The sequence below is a fragment of the Allobaileyella intestinalis genome (assembly GCF_009695865.1).
GTDB lineage: Bacteria > Bacillota > Clostridia > Peptostreptococcales > Anaerovoracaceae > Allobaileyella > Allobaileyella intestinalis.
Genome location: NZ_VUNB01000004.1, coordinates 71,729 through 88,472, shown reverse-complemented (window position 1 = coordinate 88,472; position 16,744 = coordinate 71,729). Strand labels below are relative to the sequence as shown.

General features: G+C 44.5%; 13 protein-coding genes and 1 pseudogene. 2 read left to right on the top strand and 12 right to left on the bottom strand.

The features are described from left to right. Positions 1 to 24: 24 nt before the first annotated feature. Complete coding sequence (locus tag FYJ66_RS05380) at positions 25 to 300, bottom strand: DUF896 domain-containing protein (protein WP_154572493.1); 276 nt, start codon at positions 298 to 300, stop codon at positions 25 to 27. 169 nt (positions 301 to 469) lie between these two features. Further along, the gene (nifJ, locus tag FYJ66_RS05375) at positions 470 to 4,012 is read right to left on the bottom strand and encodes a pyruvate:ferredoxin (flavodoxin) oxidoreductase (RefSeq protein ID WP_235897367.1); all 3,543 of its coding nucleotides are present in this window, start codon (positions 4,010 to 4,012) and stop codon (positions 470 to 472) included. 456 nt (positions 4,013 to 4,468) lie between these two features. On the opposite strand from nifJ, the gene FYJ66_RS05370 reads away from it, so the two are divergent. Together FYJ66_RS05370 and FYJ66_RS05365 are read left to right on the top strand one after the other, a co-directional pair. Further along, positions 4,469 to 5,098 carry a helix-hairpin-helix domain-containing protein gene (locus FYJ66_RS05370; RefSeq protein WP_154572492.1) on the top strand — a complete coding sequence of 210 codons (630 nt, stop codon included), beginning with the start codon at positions 4,469 to 4,471 and terminating at the stop codon, positions 5,096 to 5,098. Between the two features lie 55 nt (positions 5,099 to 5,153). Then, a complete protein-coding gene (locus tag FYJ66_RS05365; RefSeq protein ID WP_154572491.1) occupies positions 5,154 to 5,702 on the top strand; it encodes a sporulation initiation factor Spo0A C-terminal domain-containing protein in 549 nt (182 codons plus the stop codon). Between the two features lie 44 nt (positions 5,703 to 5,746). Here FYJ66_RS05365 and obgE read toward each other — a convergent pair whose 3' ends face one another. The 10 genes and pseudogenes from obgE to rpmF form a co-directional block, all read right to left on the bottom strand. Then, complete coding sequence (gene obgE, locus FYJ66_RS05360; RefSeq protein ID WP_154572490.1) at positions 5,747 to 7,033, bottom strand: GTPase ObgE; 1,287 nt, start codon at positions 7,031 to 7,033, stop codon at positions 5,747 to 5,749. Between the two features lie 54 nt (positions 7,034 to 7,087). Next, positions 7,088 to 7,348 carry a 50S ribosomal protein L27 gene (rpmA, locus tag FYJ66_RS05355; RefSeq protein ID WP_154572489.1) on the bottom strand — a complete coding sequence of 87 codons (261 nt, stop codon included), beginning with the start codon at positions 7,346 to 7,348 and terminating at the stop codon, positions 7,088 to 7,090. Between the two features lie 215 nt (positions 7,349 to 7,563). Beyond that, positions 7,564 to 7,845 (bottom strand): annotated as a pseudogene (gene rplU / locus FYJ66_RS09410) (50S ribosomal protein L21); the annotation flags it as partial. 161 nt (positions 7,846 to 8,006) lie between these two features. Continuing rightward, entirely contained in the window at positions 8,007 to 9,089 is a 1,083-nt protein-coding gene (gene recA / locus FYJ66_RS05345; RefSeq protein ID WP_154572487.1) for a recombinase RecA, read from the bottom strand. A 215-nt stretch (positions 9,090 to 9,304) separates the two neighbouring features. Next, on the bottom strand, positions 9,305 to 10,573 hold the full coding sequence (locus tag FYJ66_RS05340) for a competence/damage-inducible protein A (protein WP_154572486.1): 1,269 nt from the start codon (positions 10,571 to 10,573) through the stop codon (positions 9,305 to 9,307). A 47-nt stretch (positions 10,574 to 10,620) separates the two neighbouring features. Further along, positions 10,621 to 11,145, bottom strand: coding sequence for a CDP-diacylglycerol--glycerol-3-phosphate 3-phosphatidyltransferase (pgsA, locus tag FYJ66_RS05335; RefSeq protein WP_154572485.1), 525 nt, complete (start codon positions 11,143 to 11,145; stop codon positions 10,621 to 10,623). 41 nt (positions 11,146 to 11,186) lie between these two features. Then, the gene (gene rimO / locus FYJ66_RS05330; RefSeq protein ID WP_154572484.1) at positions 11,187 to 12,536 is read right to left on the bottom strand and encodes a 30S ribosomal protein S12 methylthiotransferase RimO; all 1,350 of its coding nucleotides are present in this window, start codon (positions 12,534 to 12,536) and stop codon (positions 11,187 to 11,189) included. After that, on the bottom strand, positions 12,529 to 15,435 hold the full coding sequence (locus FYJ66_RS05325; protein WP_154572483.1) for an FtsK/SpoIIIE family DNA translocase: 2,907 nt from the start codon (positions 15,433 to 15,435) through the stop codon (positions 12,529 to 12,531). The genes rimO and FYJ66_RS05325 overlap by 8 nt, the downstream gene beginning before the upstream one ends. A gap of 19 nt (positions 15,436 to 15,454) precedes the next feature. Next, positions 15,455 to 16,285: an undecaprenyl-diphosphate phosphatase gene (locus FYJ66_RS05320; protein ID WP_154572482.1), complete on the bottom strand. Its 831-nt coding sequence runs from the start codon at positions 16,283 to 16,285 to the stop codon at positions 15,455 to 15,457. A 228-nt stretch (positions 16,286 to 16,513) separates the two neighbouring features. Continuing rightward, positions 16,514 to 16,693 (bottom strand): 50S ribosomal protein L32, encoded by a 180-nt coding sequence (rpmF, locus tag FYJ66_RS05315; RefSeq protein ID WP_154572481.1) that lies wholly within the window; start codon positions 16,691 to 16,693, stop codon positions 16,514 to 16,516. Positions 16,694 to 16,744: the final 51 nt, after the last annotated feature.

Sequence of the window (16,744 nt, the reverse complement as noted above, 5' to 3'; positions counted from 1 at the left end):
ATAACCTGACCGATAAGGCATTGATTATGACAATTTGTTCGGTTCATACTCGCGAATATCGATGGTCTCACCAGAAATATGATCCACCAGCTCCGAGTCAGGCTTTCTTTCTTCTGCTCCTGATTCTTTTGGATTATCAACAATTTCTATGTTGTCTAGAGTAGCCTTCAAATCCGCCCTTATCTCTGCCAGGAATTCCTTCCGGAGTTTCTTCTGTTCATCTGCTTCCGCTTCAGTAAGCTTACGCTGCTTCTTTATTCTCGCCAGCTCATTTATCCGCTCTATCTTTTTCTTCTCCATTATTTGGTCATTTCCTTTCGTTTATTTACTTGTTTACCTGATAGGATACCACACAACCCCTTTTCTTACAGGTAGATTGAGGGAATTTTTGTCATCGGCTGCTCCATTTGGTACCAATAGAAAGGGACGGCAAAAGCCGTCCCTTGACAATCACTGATTGAACAGTCTGCTACTTGTTACTGTTAAAAGATTCTTTTCTCCTTACAAGATCTTCGTATCTTCTGGAGGCTTCAGCAGATGCTTTCTCAAAAAGCTCCTCAGCATGTTCGCTGTCTGCCTGTGCCAGTGAACTGTAACGTACCTCGCCCATCAGGAATTCTCTGTAATCTGCTGACGGCTCCTGGCTGTCAATGGTCAAAGGATTCTTTCCCTTTGCTTCTGCAGAAGGATTGTATCTGTACAGATTCCAGTATCCTGCCTTTACAGCCTTCTTCATCTCAGCCATAGCTGTGCACATTCCAGTCTTGATACCGTGGTTGATGCATGGTGAGTAAGCGATTATCAGTGAAGGGCCATCATATGCTTCAGCTTCTTTAATAGCCTTCAGGGCCTGATTCGGGTTTGCTCCCATTGCAATCTGAGCTACATATACATAGCCATATGACATTGCCATGGTACCGAGATTCTTCTTTGCTGTAGGCTTTCCACCAGCAGCAAACTGGGCAATTGATCCTGTTGGAGTAGCCTTGGATGCCTGTCCTCCTGTGTTTGAATATACCTCTGTATCAAATACAAGAATGTTTATATTCTCACCTGATGCAATGGCATGGTCAAGACCGCCGTATCCGATGTCGTAAGCCCAGCCGTCTCCGCCGAAAATCCACATTGACGGCTTGATCAGCATATCCCTGTTTTCAACAACATATGCTGCATCAGCATCACCGGATCTGGAAACAGCTTCCAACAGCTTATCGCCAGCTTCCTGGGAACCTTCGCTGTCGTTCATGTTTTCCAGCCAAGCCTTTGCCGGCTCTTTAAATTCCGGCTTCTCGGCAAGTCTTTCTACAACGGCCTTCATTTCGTTTCTTCTTGTCTTTACAGAAACTGCCATTCCAAGGCCGAACTCAGCATTGTCCTCAAACAGTGAATTAGACCAGGAAGGTCCTCTTCCATCTTTATCCACTGTATAAGGAGTGGAAGGAGCTGAACAACCCCAGATAGAAGAGCAACCTGTTGCGTTGGCTACTATCATTCTGTTTCCGAACAGCTGGGTAACAAGTCTTGCATATGGTGTCTCACCACATCCAGGGCAGGCGCCTGAGAACTCCAGATATGGCTTCTGGAATCCTACATTGACAACCGTCCTTGAATTGCCAAGCCCTTTGCTTCCCACATGTTCCTTGCAATAATCGAATACTGCCTGCTGAGCCTGGGCCTCCGGACTTTCAAATGGAACCATCTTGAGAGCCTTGTCCTTGGCAATGCAGGAATCTGCACAGGATCCGCATCCAACACAGTCCAGAGTAGATACAGTTATAGTAAAGTCGTAATCAGGCTCGATCTTCAGCGGATCTGTTACAGCACCGCTGGAAGCAGCCTCTTCCTTAGTTACTGCAAACGGTCTTATTGCAGCATGAGGGCAAACATATGAGCAAATGTTGCACTCAACACAGTTCTCCTTTATCCATACGGGAACAGAAGCTGCAACACCTCTCCTCTCAAAGGCTGATGTTCCAGATGGCAGAATACCGTTCTTTGTAGCCAGGAACTTGGAAACAGGAATATCATCACCCTTCTGTGCTGAAGTTGGTACAAGAACATCATTCAGATACTTGCACAGTACAGGATTTTCTGATTTTAACGGCTCTGCTGCCTTGTCATCTGAAGCGTTCTTCCAGCTTTCAGGAACGTTGACCTTGTGAGCACCTGTAACACCTCTGTCAACAGCTTCACAGTTCATGTCAACAATCTTCTGGCCCTTTCTGCCATAAGTCTTTCTGATTGCTTCCTTCATAGACTCAACAGCCTTGTCTTCCGGAATTATGCCTGTAATCTTGAAGAATGCCGACTGGAGCACTGTATTTGTTCTTGTGGAACCCAGGCCTATCTCAGTTGCTATTCTGCTGGCGTCGCAGGTATAGAACTGAATATTATTCTGAGCAATATATCTCTTGGTCTTTGCTGGAAGCTTTTCATCAAGTTCCTCATCAGACCACGGGCAGTTGAGCAGGAACTGTCCCCCTGGATTTACATCGGAAACAATATCGTATTTGCTCATGTATGAAGGATTGTGGCAGGCGATAAACGAAGCATTATTTACATAATATGTAGAATGAATCGGGTGGTCGCCAAACCTCAAATGGGAAATCGTCAGTCCTCCTGATTTCTTTGAATCGTACTGGAAGTAAGCCTGAACGTACTTATCCGTGTTGTCTCCAATGATTTTTACACTGTTCTTGTTGGCGCCAACTGTACCATCAGCTCCAAGACCCCAGAACTTGCACGCAACAGTTCCCGGCGCAGACGTATCAGGATTTGAAAGCCTTGGAAGTGAAAGATTAGTCACATCATCTGTAATTGACAGGGTGAACTCTTTCTTAGGCTCCTGGCTTATCATATTGTCATAACATGCGATGATGTCACCAGGCTGAGTATCTTTTGATCCCAGTCCATAGCGGCCGCGGAAGACTCTTACTCCACTGAACTCAGAATCACTGAGAGCTGTGACAACATCCAGATACAGAGGTTCTCCTGCTGAACCAGGTTCCTTCGTTCTGTCAAGAACAGAAATCGTCTTAACTGTAGATGGAATCACCTTGAGGAGATACTTGCTGGAGAAAGGTCTGTACAGTCTTACTTTAATAAGGCCTGTCTTTCTTCCCTTTTTGTTCAGATAATCAACTACCTCTTCTGCCGCCTCGCAGACTGATCCCATAGCTATAATTACTTCTTCAGCATCAGGTGCACCATAGTAATTGAACGGTGCATAGTCTGTCCCCAGCTTCTCGTTTACCTGGTCCATTACGCCCTTGAACACTTCCACAGAGTCGATGTAGTCCTGATTTCTCGCTTCAGTGTGCTGGAAAAATGTTTCCGGCTGTTCGGCAGATCCCACCATATGAGGATGGAGAGGATTGCTGGCAGCAGCTTTAAATTCCTTTACTTTATCCCAGTCCAGCATTTCTCCCAAAGTCTCATAATCCCATACTCCGATCTTCTGCTGTTCATGGCTTGTACGGAATCCGTCAAAGAAATGAAGAACCGGCATGCTGGCCTTAACTGCGCCCAGATGTGCAACAGCTGCCAGATCCATTACTTCCTGAGGGCTGTTTGAACTCAGCATGGCGAATCCCGTTGCCCTTGTTGCCATTACGTCTGAGTGATCTCCGAAAATTGAAAGTGCATGGGTAGTCAGAGCCCTGGCTGCAACATGAAAGACGCCTGGGAGCTGTTCTCCAGCGATCTTATACATATTCGGTATCATCAGCAGAAGTCCCTGACTTGCTGTAAATGTAGAAGTTAATGCACCTGTATTCAGAGAACCATGTACAGCACCTGCTGCTCCTCCTTCGGACTGCATTTCCAGCACCTTAACCTGCTGGCCGAACAGATTCTTCCTGCCCTGGGTAGCCCATGCATCAACGTCCTCTGCCATTACTGAAGATGGCGTAATCGGGTAAATTGCCGCAACTTCAGAAAATGCATATGCAACATGAGCAGCTGCTGTGTTGCCGTCCATGGTTTTTTGCTGTCTTTTTAAGAAATTTCCCATAGGTATCACCTTTTGCTTATATGAAAAAGCCCTTTCAAATAACAGATGAATAATATCTCTGTGCCTTCGCAAACTACAGTAAGTTTACCATCAGAAATAAGGTAATACAACAAAATTATTGTGAAGAGCGTATATTTTCACGTCCCTAATTTGTAGGTTTCCACAATTGTGCAGATTGTTTTTCGTGCATTATGCAAATTTTATTGTATTAAAAAAATGCATAATCAGCAGTAACCGTCCGGCTTGTGAGGGTAATATCTTAAAACGTAAGATTTATATCACTAAATAAATCCAGTCATTTACTGGACGGAATCAATCACATATATCACAAAGCAAATCTAAATAATTACGATTTCACTTAACTCAAAGTCATATAACACCTAATAAGTACTATTGCCTTTATCCCGGTTTTGTATTAATCTAAAAACACATCAGCGTCCCGGCCAGGAGGAGTCAATGTACACTAAACACACTGCTGATCAGCCGGTATTTCAGAAAATATTTGAGCAAATAAACCGCAACCGCAAGTTATTTTTTAAAGTTCTCCTGATAGTATTCATACTGGCTGTTGCCGCCGGTCTTCGAATACATCAGAGCAAAACAGAAGCCGTCACCATAAAGCAAGACTCTTCCCATGTGAAGGAATCTGCTCCCGTATCTTTCTACGTTGACATAAGCGGTGCCGTTAATTCCCCAGGAGTTTATAAAGCAAATGAGAAAACAAGACTTTTCCAGGTCATAGAAAAAGCCGGAGGATTGTCTGAAGACGCAGATATTGATGCTGTTAATCAGGCATCATTCGTGAAAGACGGAGATAAGATTCTGATTCCTTCAAAATCTCAGTCTTCTGATTCACAGGAAGGCTCTTCAGGGGGAGATGAGGGCATTACTGCTGATGGAAAAGTGAATCTTAACAAGGCAACAAAAGAACAGTTGATGTCACTAAATGGTATTGGCCAGGTTATGGCTGACAGAATAATCGAATATCGCGGGACCAGCAGATTTGAATCTGTAGAAGACCTTAAATCAGTGAAGGGTATCGGCACAGTTACTTTCAATAATCTGAAAGATCATGTGACCGTATGATAATACATCCCTTGTAATCAGTCGACACATTGTCTATTAGAAAGGAGTTCATTATATGAAGACTGATCACATTAAATGCTTGCTGTCAAAAAAGCGCCTTTGCCACTCCTGCAGATTGGAACTACTCATTCAGGACAGAGACCTTCTTGAGACTCTCAGTTACGCAAGCAGAAGGATTATTGCTGAAAGCTGTATCTCATTCCGTTTTAAGGGGTACCAATACATAACTGAAGCAATGATCATCTTGTATTTCTGCGGTCAGTCACAAGGGGGATTGACAAAACTGATCTACCCGGCCATCGCATCTCAATATAATGTCTCCAGTGCATCTGTAGAGACAGGCATTCGAAACGCCATAAAATGGGCATGGTTCACCCATAGAGACATTGTCGGCAAAGTCCTTGAAGAAGAAGAACAGGTTAACCAGAATCCTCTCAACGCCATGTTCCAGTTTGACCACAGACCAACCAACAGTGAATATCTGTATGGAGCAACCCTACTGCTGCATCAGGCACTTCAGACATCACCTGTTGACATTACCACTTTGATTCCGTCATTTGCCAGAGATGAATCCGGCGTAAATGAAATTCCTGATGAAGAATAACAAAGCAGGGCGTCCTGACAGCAAGTCCGGTACGCCCTGTTACTTTATTCTTCTGTGTATTCAAACTCGTAGTTTTCAATGCGGACAGTGTCCCCTTCTTTGAGTCCGAGTTTTATCAGCTGTTTGATGCCGCCTCTGTCTGAAATATACCTGTAAAGATATCTCATAGATCCCATATCGTTGAAATTGGTGGAATTGAATATCTTTGTGAGCTGCTTGCCCTCCAGAACGTAAACTCCGTCCTTATCCTTATATCCACGTATTTCCCGATACTCTGCTCCCCGGTTTTCATCAGCGCTGAAATCGAACATCTCCATTTCAGGTTTTTCAGATGGCACGTAGGTATTGATCCTGTAAAGTACTTCTTTCAGAAGTGAATCGATGCCAGAGCGGGTAGCTGCTGATATCTCAAAGAAAGATTTTCCTTCAGCCTTTACGTAGTTCTTCAGTTCATCTACCTTTGTTCTGTCCGTTACCAGATCAACTTTATTTGCGGCTACGATTTGCGGTTTATCAAGAAGTGAAGGATCATACTCTCTCAGCTCATTGTTGATCTTGATGTAATCTTCAACAGGGTCCCTTCCTTCAAGTCCGGAAACGTCAACAACATGTACCAGCACCTTAGTTCTCTCGATGTGTTTGAGGAACTTAAATCCAAGGCCAAGCCCCTGATGTGCTCCTTCAATTATTCCGGCAATATCGGCCATGACAAAGCTCTGATCTCCCATATCCACAACGCCAAGATTAGGGTCAATTGTAGTAAAGTGATAATCAGCTATCTTAGGTCTGGCACTTGTAGCAACAGAAAGGAGTGTTGACTTCCCGACATTTGGAAAACCAAGAAGTCCCACATCAGCGATGAGCTTAAGCTCAAGTATTACGCTTCTTTCAATTCCTTCTGTACCAGCTTCCGCAAAGTTTGGAGCCCTTCTGATTGAATTCTTGAAGTGTACGTTTCCCTTGCCACCCTTGCCGCCTTTTGCGGCAACCAGTTTAGCGCCGGCGTGATCCATGTCCTTCATGAGGAGTCCGGATTCTTTATCTATAATAAGAGTACCTACAGGAACTTTAATAACAAGATCCTGTCCTTTCTTGCCGTACTTCTTCCTCTTCATTCCGTTCTGACCCTTTTCAGCCTCGTATCTGCGCTGATACTTGAAGTCCATAAGGGTTCTCAGGTTAGAATCTGCAACGAAAACGATACTTCCCCCGTCTCCGCCGTCTCCGCCGTCCGGGCCTCCGTCAGGCACAAATGGATCGTGGCGGAACGTAACTGCACCGTTGCCTCCCTTTCCGGAAGCGATTACAATTTCAGCCCTATCAACAAACATTGAATCTCCTTAAAAATCAAAAAACGGTTCCTGTTCAGGAACCGTCAAAACTGCTTAAGCCTCTACGTTGTAAACGCTGACTTTCTTTCTCTTCTTGTCATATCTCTCGAACTTTACAGTTCCGTCGATCTTGGCAAACAGAGTATCGTCTCCGCCAATACCAACGTTGTTACCAGGGTGGAACTTTGTTCCACGCTGTCTGACAAGAATGCTTCCAGCTGTTACATACTGACCTGCGCCAATCTTGAGTCCCAGACGCTTCGCCTCAGAATCACGACCGTTCTTGGAACTTCCTACTCCTTTTTTACTTGACATTTGATACCTCCCTTATGCAGAACAAATTCAGACTAGTTAGCTTCAATTGCTGCGAGGATCTCTGCCTTAGTAGCCTTGCTGCTTACCTCAAGTCCCATTCCCTCAGCAATCTCAAGAAGCTCTGCTTTCTTCATGTTAATGTTTGCCTTTGCATCAGATGATGCAGCCTCAGCTACAGGAGCCTCTGAAGGCTCAACTCCGAGAGCAGTAACTTTAACCTCTGTGTAAGGCTGTCTGTGGCTGTTCTTCTTTCTGTAGTCCTTCTTTGCCTTATATTTGAAAATAACTACCTTGTCACCCTTGCCCTGTCCGAGAACCTCTGCCTCTACAGCACAGTTCTCAACATATGGCTTACCAGTAACAAGCTCTCCATTATTAATGGCAAGAACGTTGAAGTATACCTTCTGTCCAGCAGCTGCGTTAAGCTTCTCAACCTTCAGTACATCACCCTCCTGGACTCTGTACTGCTTGCCACCTGTCTCGATAATTGCGTACATTATAAATATTCCTCCTCAATCCAGACTCGCCTATCACAGGTGATGCAAATTATTTGCATACTTAAACAAACCCGTCTCGCGCGGCTAACTATTGAAGTGTACTATACCATTTTAATTATGTCAATACTATTTCAAGCAAAATCAGATAAAATCAGGATAAATTATTCTATAACAACCCCGTCTTCGTCCACCATGATATCCTCATCATCCGGATTCTCGTGAACCTTATCCATCACCTGCTTCTTGACAGCTTCAAGAAGATCTGGATGTGTCTCAAAGTATTCCTTCACATTCTCACGGCCCTGACCAATTCTCTCTCCATTATAGCTGTACCATGAGCCGGACTTATCAACAATATCCATGTCTACGGCAGTATCCAGCACATCTCCTGCAAGGGAAATTCCCTCACCGTACATAATGTCAAATTCGGCCTTCTTAAACGGCGGAGCTACTTTATTCTTGACAATCTTAACCCTCGTACGGTTACCAAGGATCTCATCACCCTTCTTAATGCTGTCCACACGTCTTACGTCCATTCTCATACTTGAGTAGAACTTAAGAGCACGGCCACCTGTAGTGGTCTCAGGGCTTCCGAACATTACGCCAATCTTCTCTCTGAGCTGGTTGATGAAGATAACACAGGTATTAGACTTATTAACTGCACCGGCAATCTTCCTGAGAGCCTGGGACATCAATCTTGCCTGAAGGCCCATATGTGAATCTCCCATATTGCCCATTATCTCATCTTTCGGAACCAGAGCTGCAACGGAGTCTATTACAATTACATCAATAGCTCCACTCCTGGCAAGAAGCTCACAAATATCCAGAGCCTGTTCTCCAGTATCCGGCTGTGAGACCAGAAGCTCATCCACATTAACCCCAAGGTTTCTTGCATAGATAGGATCAAGAGCATGTTCAGCATCGATGAATGCTGCCTTACCTCCTGCCTTCTGGGCTTCTGCAATAATATGAAGGGTCAGTGTAGTCTTACCTGAAGATTCAGGTCCGTAAATCTCTACTATTCTTCCCCTTGGCACTCCACCGATTCCCGTTGCAACGTCCAGGCTCAGAGATCCTGTTGAGATAGCCTCAATACCATCGTTAATAGCACCGTCACTGAGCTTCATAATAGAACCTGCACCGTATGTCTTCTGAATCTGATTCAGAGCCTGTTCCAGGGCTTTCTCCTTATCTGCAGGATCTGCAGGAATGCTCAGATCCATATTTCCATTCTTCTTTGCCATCTGTCCTCCTATAAAAACGAACATTTGTTCTTGCTACAACATTTTAAATCACATACCCTGCAGTGTCAAGGCAGATTATATTTTATTACTCCAGTATCCGCAAACCAGAATTTACCGTTCTGTAACAATTATATGCCTTTGTTATCCATCAGGGCCGGAACTTTAAATATAAAAACGAACAGACATTCAACATTTACTGAATGTCTGTTGCGAGCCTATTCGTTTTCCCCTCTATCCGTTTTCTCATCCATCTTACCGTCAAGGATTTCGTTGATGACCTTAAACATTCTTAGAACAAAATAGTTTCTGTTCCACTTTCTATCATCTCTTCCCGTCCTGATTTCCACGGCTCCTTCCTTATTCTGGAAGGAATATCCGATATAAGCTGTTCCTGCAGGAAAACCATCTGAAGGTCCCGGGCCGGCAACACCGGTAACCGACACTGAAATATGGCTGCCTGCTCCGGTCCGGACACCTCTGGCCATCTCAACCGCCGTCTCCCGGCTGACCACAGAATATTTTTCCAAAGTCTCTTTACTGACTCCAAGAAGCTTTACTTTTTCCTCAGGTGAATAGGTTACAAGACCCCTTCCGAAGACAGCTGAGGCCCCTGGAATATCAGTTACTTCCGAAGCGAACAATCCGCCGGTACATGATTCGGCAGAAGAAAGGGTAAGACCTCTGTTGATCAGCTTCTCAACCACAACCTGATTCAGAGGCTTGTCCTCTGTGCTGTAGATATATTCCCCTATAATATTCTCAATTCTGCTGCACATCTGATCCACGGCTTCCACCGCTTCATGGATGGAATCTCTCTGAGAGGCAACCCGAAGGGTACACTCTCCTTCCTTTGCGTATGTAGCAATGGTGGGATCGTCCTGAGTATCTATAAGCGGCAGCAAAGCAGTCTCAAGGTCAGACTCTCCAATGCCAATGGTTCGTATAACCTTGTAGTACATATTTCTGTGAGAAAACTTCTGAAGGAAATCAACTGCCCGGTTTTCGAACATCCATTTCATCTCCCTTGGAGGGCCAGGCAGGCAAATTGCCACCTTTCCGTCAACTTCCAGTCCGAATCCGGGAGCAGTGCCTACGCTGTTGTGAAAGGCCACAGAACCCCGGGGAAGATCAGCCTGCTTGTAGTTGTTTTCTGCCATCTGGCGTCCTCTGCTCTGGAAAAATTCTTTTATCTCTTCCAGGCATTTTTCGTCCCGGTCAAGAGGAACTCCGAAGACCTGAGCTACAGTTTCTTTCGTAAGATCATCCTGAGTTGGTCCGAGGCCACCTGTAAATATGAGGATATCAGTGTCCTTCATGGCTCTTCCGATTACGGCCTTCAGACGATCTTCGTTGTCTCCCACAACAAAATGATACAGGACATTAAATCCCATGAGATTCATTTTATTAGACAGATAAGTTGCGTTTGTATTCAAAGTCTGTCCGAACAACAATTCTGTTCCGACTGCAATAATAGATACATTCATTTAATGACCTTCATTTTCAATTAATAAAATATATTGATTTCTACAGACTACATTGAAAAAACTTCTTTGTTCTTAATAATATATTCGCATCCGGAATATACTGTCATGAACAGGGAAGCATAGAAGATAACAAGTCCAGGCAGTCTGAGAACAGGAACCGGAATCAACGACAGAATAAGAACCGGAACTGCAATCATCTGAAGAACGGTCTTGATTTTTCCGCTCATTCCTGCGGCAATAACCTTTCCTTCACTGGCGGCAACAGTTCTCATACCTGCTACAGCAAACTCCCTTGCAAGGATGACTATCAGCATCCATCCGGCTATTACACCATCCTCCAGAAGAAGACAGAGAGCCGAGTACACGAGAATCTTGTCAGCCAGAGGGTCCATAATCTTTCCGAAGTTAGTAACGAGACCTCTGGCTCTGGCGATTTTTCCATCCAGCATATCCGTAAAAGACGCAGCGATGAAAAGAATAAATGCCACCAGATAGTATCCCATCAGGAATGCTGCAATAAAAAATGGAACTGCAATTATTCTTCCTATGGTAAGTTTGTTCGGCAAATTCATAGTTCGTCCTCCTATAATGTTTTATCAGTAAACCAGCTTGCCTATAACACTTCTTTTCCAGTTAAATCGTACTCTCCCGCCTCATCTATCAGCACTTTTACAAAATCTCCCGGCTGATGTCCGGCTTTACCGTAAAATTCAACTTCATTATCTATCTCAGGTCCGTCATATTCAGTACGTCCCACATAGATCAATTCTCCATCTTCCCCCTGGTTGACCTCGTCAATCAACACAGGGAATACCTTTCCAACAGTCTTGCTGTTAAGCTTGTAGCTTACTTCCTGCTGGATCTCCATAATGGAATCTCTTCTTTCTTCTTTTACTTCCTGTTCCAGCTTTCCGTCCATGGTGTGGGCAAGGGTTCCCTCCTCATCTGAGAACGCAAAGACTCCCAGCCTGTCAATTTCCGCCTCTCTGACGAAATCTTGAAGTTCACTTATATCCTCTTCTGTCTCACCCGGGAATCCCACCAGCAGGGTTGTCCTGATATGGATGTCCGGAATTCTGTCTCTGAGCTTTTGGATTGTCTCTTTGATATCAGAGGAAGTGGATTTTCTCCTCATCATCTTCAGAACGTGATCAGAAATATGCTGAATAGGAATATCAATGTATTTGCAGATTTTTTTCTCAGAAGCCATTACATCTATAAGCTCATCTGTAATGCCGTCGTCATAAACATACATCAGCCTTATCCACTGAATACCGTCGATCTTGCAAAGCTCGTTAAGAAGCTCAGGAAGCATTACTTTTCCATATAGATCCTCTCCATATCTGGAGGTATCCTGAGCAATTATCAGAAGTTCCTTAACGCCTCCTGCTGCCAGTTCCCGGGCTTCTCTCACACAGTCTTCAATTGGTTTTGACCTGTAAGGTCCTCTGATGGACGGAATAGCACAGAAAGAGCAGGTGTTATTGCATCCTTCGGCTATTTTCAGAAAATCCGAATAAGTTCCCTTTGGAATAATTCTCTCTTTGTAATTAAGGATTTTCCCGGCTCTTCCTCTGACCTTATCTCTGCCTTCTGAACCAGGATCCTTTTTTCCATCCTCTCCCATCAGAACAGAAGCAATATCATCATAATCGTTAACACCAAAGAAAAGGTCTACTTCAGGCAGCTCGCTGCTCAGCTCCTGGTGAAAACGCTGGCTGAGACAGCCTGTTACAACAAGCTTCTTGTCCTGTCCCTTCATTCTCGCCATCTCAAAGATGTGATCTATGGATTCCACCTTGGCTGCATCTATAAACCCGCAGGTGTTAACAATCAAAATATCCGCATCTTCCGGATCATTCACAAGGGAACAGCCGGCCTTCAGCAAGTCCGCCGCCAGCACCTGTGAATCGTATTCATTTTTCTGACACCCAAGGGTATCAATAAAGAATGTCTTACTCATTATTCTGGTCCTCAGTTTCTTCAGAAACCCGGGTCTGATCTCCATCCTCCAGGTCTGACTTCTCTGTAAAAATATCTTCCTCTTCTGCGGGATCTTCCGGTTCCTCCGTCAAGTTACCGGCATACTGGCCTTCTCCATCTCCAGACTCCCGCCTTGCGTACTCTTCTTCGGTCATAAGCACCTGACGAGGCCTGCTTCCATCTGAAGGGCCGATGATTCCCATTGCCTCAATCTCATCAATTATCCTGGCAGCCCTGTTATATCCAATTCTGAATCTTCTTTGCAGCATTGATACAGATGCCTGTTTCTGGTGAAGAATAAACTCTATTGCTTCATCTGTCAGCTCATCAGAGGCTTGAACATTGTCTGCAGATTCAGGGGATTCGATGGTGTCGATTACTTTATGGTTATATTCGGCGCCGCCCCCTTGTTCCTTAACGTATTCTACCAGATTGCTTATCTCTTTATCAGAAATGTACGGTCCCTGTATTCTAACCGGCTTGTTTTTATTCACCGGCTTAAACAGCATGTCGCCCTTTCCCAGAAGTTTTTCTGCACCTCCTATATCTATTATTGTTCTTGAGTCAAAGGAAGAACTTACGCTCAGGGCTATTCTTGAAGGTATGTTAGCCTTGATAACACCTGTTACTACATCTACAGAAGGTCTCTGAGTTGCCAGAACAAGGTGCATTCCCGCTGCTCTTGCCTTCTGGGCCAGCCTCATAATCGCTTCATCCACCTGGTTGGAGGCAGTCATCATAAGATCTGCCAGCTCATCTACAATAATCACTATCTGAGGAAGAATCTTATCCGTTTCTCCCTCCTCCGCAAGTTTTTTGTTATAGGACTCAAGGTCTCTAACCCTGTGCTCCGCAAAGCTGTGGTACCTGTTGTTCATCTCATTGACGGCCCAGTTCAGGGCAGCTGCTGCCTTTTTAGGATCCGTAACTACAGGTATGAGCATGTGAGGAATATCATTATAAATCTCCAGCTCAACAACCTTAGGATCGATGAGAACAAGTTTGACCTGATCTGGAGTTGCCTTGTAAAGTATGGAAGCGATCATGGTGTTGATACACACCGATTTTCCCGATCCTGTGGCACCTGCAATAAGCAGGTGAGGCATGTCTTTAAGATCTGCAACAATGTTGTTTCCGGAAATATCCTTTCCAACAGCGAAGGATATTTTTGATTTGGCTCTTCGGAACTCCTCGGAATCAATAAGCTCTCTGACCAGAACCGGTGCGGGATTAGAGTTCTCAACCTCAATACCAACTGCGGCTTTTCCTGGAATAGGCGCTTCGATTCTGATGCTTTTCGCCCTCATATTCAGGGCAATATCATCTGAAAGCTTTACTATGCTGCTTACTTTAACTCCTACAGCAGGCTGAACCTCGTATCTGGTTACTGAAGCACCCTGAGTAACATTAATTACATGGGCATCTACGTTGAAGTTTCTTAAAGTGGTCTCCAGTTGATCAGCCTTGGCCTGAAGATCAGATTCTGAGGCTGATACTCCTGAATTTACTGGTTTCTTCAGCAGGTCCACGGGAGGAAGAACGTATCCAGCGTACTTTCCTTGTCCTGCAGCAATTTCTTTCTCTATCTCTTTTCTGTCTGCCTCTGTAGCCGGTTCTGCCTTCGTTTTGAGTACAGGTGAAACTGCTGCAGCTGCAGCCGGAATCTGGGCTGGTTCCGGTTCTGATTCCGGTACTGAAGGTGATGGTGCTGCAGGAACTTCTGGAGCACTCTGCTGATCCGGCTCCAGACCGGTCAGCTTTGCCTTTGTATCTGCTTTTTTCAAACCACCAAGGCCAAGTCCGGAGCTGACACCTGCCTTCTCTTCATTGTCTGAACTTGAACTGGAGCTTCCCTCAAGACCAGTTTTCTTTTCTTTTACGGAACCTGCTATGGAAGAGATTACACCTCCCAGGCCATGGCCTGCCGCCGGCCCCTGACCCTGAACCAGTCCTTTTTTTCCTGTATTGGAGGTCAGACCTTCTCCATCCTTTACGGTGCTGTCGTCGTTCATGTATTCCAGGATTTTCTTTCTACTCTTTTCATCTTTTAACAGCTCAGAAAGATAGTCACGCTGATCTGAAATGCCTTCTCCACCGTACCTGCTGAGTTCTGCAGAAAAATTTTTTCTCAGCTCTTCATCAGACAGAGTATCTTCATCAGACGCCCTGCTTCTGATTTCCATTTCCTTAAGGAGTTTTTTCTCTTCTCTCTTTTCTTTAAATGAAGAAAGCTGGGTGGAAATAGGCGTGTTCACAACAAACAAAATAGATATGAAAATCAGGGTGAGGGCTAGAATATACAGCCCCGGCATTCCTATGAGTTTCACAAGAATGTTTCCGATCTCCATGCCGATAACACCGGCGCTCCTGTCATGAAGGCTGTCACTGTAATATTTTCCCAGGGCATCCAGTGAAAAATCTGGTCTGGATGGATTGATATATCTGGCGGAATTGAGGACGCAGAGCATTATATATATTACGGCCGAAAAGCTTACAGTTCTGGGGTTCACATGCTGCATCTTGTTCATAAAAACAAGTACAGCAAAAAACATCATGATATATGGCAGTACATATGTCATGATTCCAAACAGACCTCTCAGAATATCGTGAATCGCATCCCCAAAGGCGCCTGTAGTATTAAACTGTGTTGTAATAACAAGGAATATTCCAAGGGCAAATATGGTAACAGCCCAGATTTCGTCCATCAGTTTATTGTGGGCTCTCCGCTGTTCCTGCATCTTCCTGATGTCTTCGGCCCTGGTCAGATCTGCCTCCGCCAGGGCTTTTTCTGAAGTTCTTCCCGAACTCTTCGCCTTTGATGTACTCTTGTTTTTACTGCCCTTTGGTCTTCCCGGGCTCCTCTTCTTACTTTCCGCCATAGTCTCCTGTGTGTTTTAGTTAAATAATGCTGTGAATCAGCAGAATTGCAGCTACGATCCAGACATAGATCGTGAAGTATTTAAGGCTGTATTCTCTTACCACCTTGATCATGAACTTGATTGCAAAGATGCCTGAAATAGCAGCAACTATCATTCCAACCATTACCGGGCCGAAATTGCTTGCCAGAGATGCACCGATATTTCCATTGCCTCCCTCTACTACAAGAGATCCGAGTATTGAAGGAATAGAAATCAGGAATGCGAACTCAACTGCAAAATCTCTGTCCAGACGGGTAAGAAGGCCTCCTACCAGCGTTGAACCTGATCTGGAAATTCCAGGCGTGATTGCGATGCCCTGAAGTACCCCGATAAACAGAGCGTTGCGGAACTTCATGTTTTCTATAGTAACATGGCCTGGTTTTACGCTTTCTGCTCCCCAAAGGAGAAATCCGGTGATTATCAGTCCGATGGCCGTAGGCATGAGGGTTTTGTAAAAACCTTCAAACATATCGTTGAAAAGCAGCCCAATAATACCTGTAGGGATGGTTGCTACTATAATCATAACTCCCAGTTTTCTCACAGGTCTTTCCTCCAGTCGAAGGCCCTTTCCTGTGCACAGATCCTTAATTGTAAGGAAAAGTTCCTTTATCAGTGCCCAAATGTCGTTCCAGTACATATAGAACACTGAAATCAGTGTTCCTATGTGAAGCATTACAGTAAAGGCCACTACTGAATCTCCGTTAATTCCGAAGAAATGCTGAAAAATAGTAAGGTGTCCGGAACTGCTTACAGGAAGAAATTCTGTAAGGCCCTGTACCAGACCAAGAATAACCGCATTGAAATAAGTCACTTAAGTATCTCCTTTATCCGTTTCGTTAATATTGCCGGTATTGTTTGTATCTCAACTCAATCGTTTAATTATAAAGTTTTTCATTGATGGAAACAATACCAGACCTGCTCATCAGATATTCAGCCAGTTTTCACATTGCATATAATCAGAAAATTCAAAACCAGGTTCTTTGATAACAAAAAAAATGACCCGATTTCTCGGATCACCTGGTGTCACATTGCATTCTGACTATTCAGCGTTAACAACATCCTTGCCATCGTAATATCCGCAGTTAGGACAAACTCTGTGAGGAAGTTTAGGCTCATGACACTGAGGACAAATTGAAAGTCCAGGAGTGCTCATCTTCATATTAGCTGCCTTACGGCTGGAAGTCTTAGCTTTCGAAGTTTTCCTCTTAGGTACTGCCATTGTCGACACCTCCTTTATGTGAATTGAAATAATAATCTAGTGGTCACGAAT

Bases quoted from the DNA above. Each gene is read 5' to 3' on its own strand.
- FYJ66_RS05380 (WP_154572493.1), bottom strand. From the start codon at position 300: ATGGAGAAGAAAAAGATAGAGCGGATAAATGAGCTGGCGAGAATAAAG.
- nifJ (WP_235897367.1), bottom strand. From the start codon at position 4,012: ATGGGAAATTTCTTAAAAAGACAGCAAAAAACCATGGACGGCAACACA.
- FYJ66_RS05370 (WP_154572492.1), top strand. From the start codon at position 4,469: ATGTACACTAAACACACTGCTGATCAGCCGGTATTTCAGAAAATATTT.
- FYJ66_RS05365 (WP_154572491.1), top strand. From the start codon at position 5,154: ATGAAGACTGATCACATTAAATGCTTGCTGTCAAAAAAGCGCCTTTGC.
- obgE (WP_154572490.1), bottom strand. From the start codon at position 7,033: ATGTTTGTTGATAGGGCTGAAATTGTAATCGCTTCCGGAAAGGGAGGC.
- rpmA (WP_154572489.1), bottom strand. From the start codon at position 7,348: ATGTCAAGTAAAAAAGGAGTAGGAAGTTCCAAGAACGGTCGTGATTCT.
- recA (WP_154572487.1), bottom strand. From the start codon at position 9,089: ATGGCAAAGAAGAATGGAAATATGGATCTGAGCATTCCTGCAGATCCT.
- FYJ66_RS05340 (WP_154572486.1), bottom strand. From the start codon at position 10,573: ATGAATGTATCTATTATTGCAGTCGGAACAGAATTGTTGTTCGGACAG.
- pgsA (WP_154572485.1), bottom strand. From the start codon at position 11,145: ATGAATTTGCCGAACAAACTTACCATAGGAAGAATAATTGCAGTTCCA.
- rimO (WP_154572484.1), bottom strand. From the start codon at position 12,536: ATGAGTAAGACATTCTTTATTGATACCCTTGGGTGTCAGAAAAATGAA.
- FYJ66_RS05325 (WP_154572483.1), bottom strand. From the start codon at position 15,435: ATGGCGGAAAGTAAGAAGAGGAGCCCGGGAAGACCAAAGGGCAGTAAA.
- rpmF (WP_154572481.1), bottom strand. From the start codon at position 16,693: ATGGCAGTACCTAAGAGGAAAACTTCGAAAGCTAAGACTTCCAGCCGT.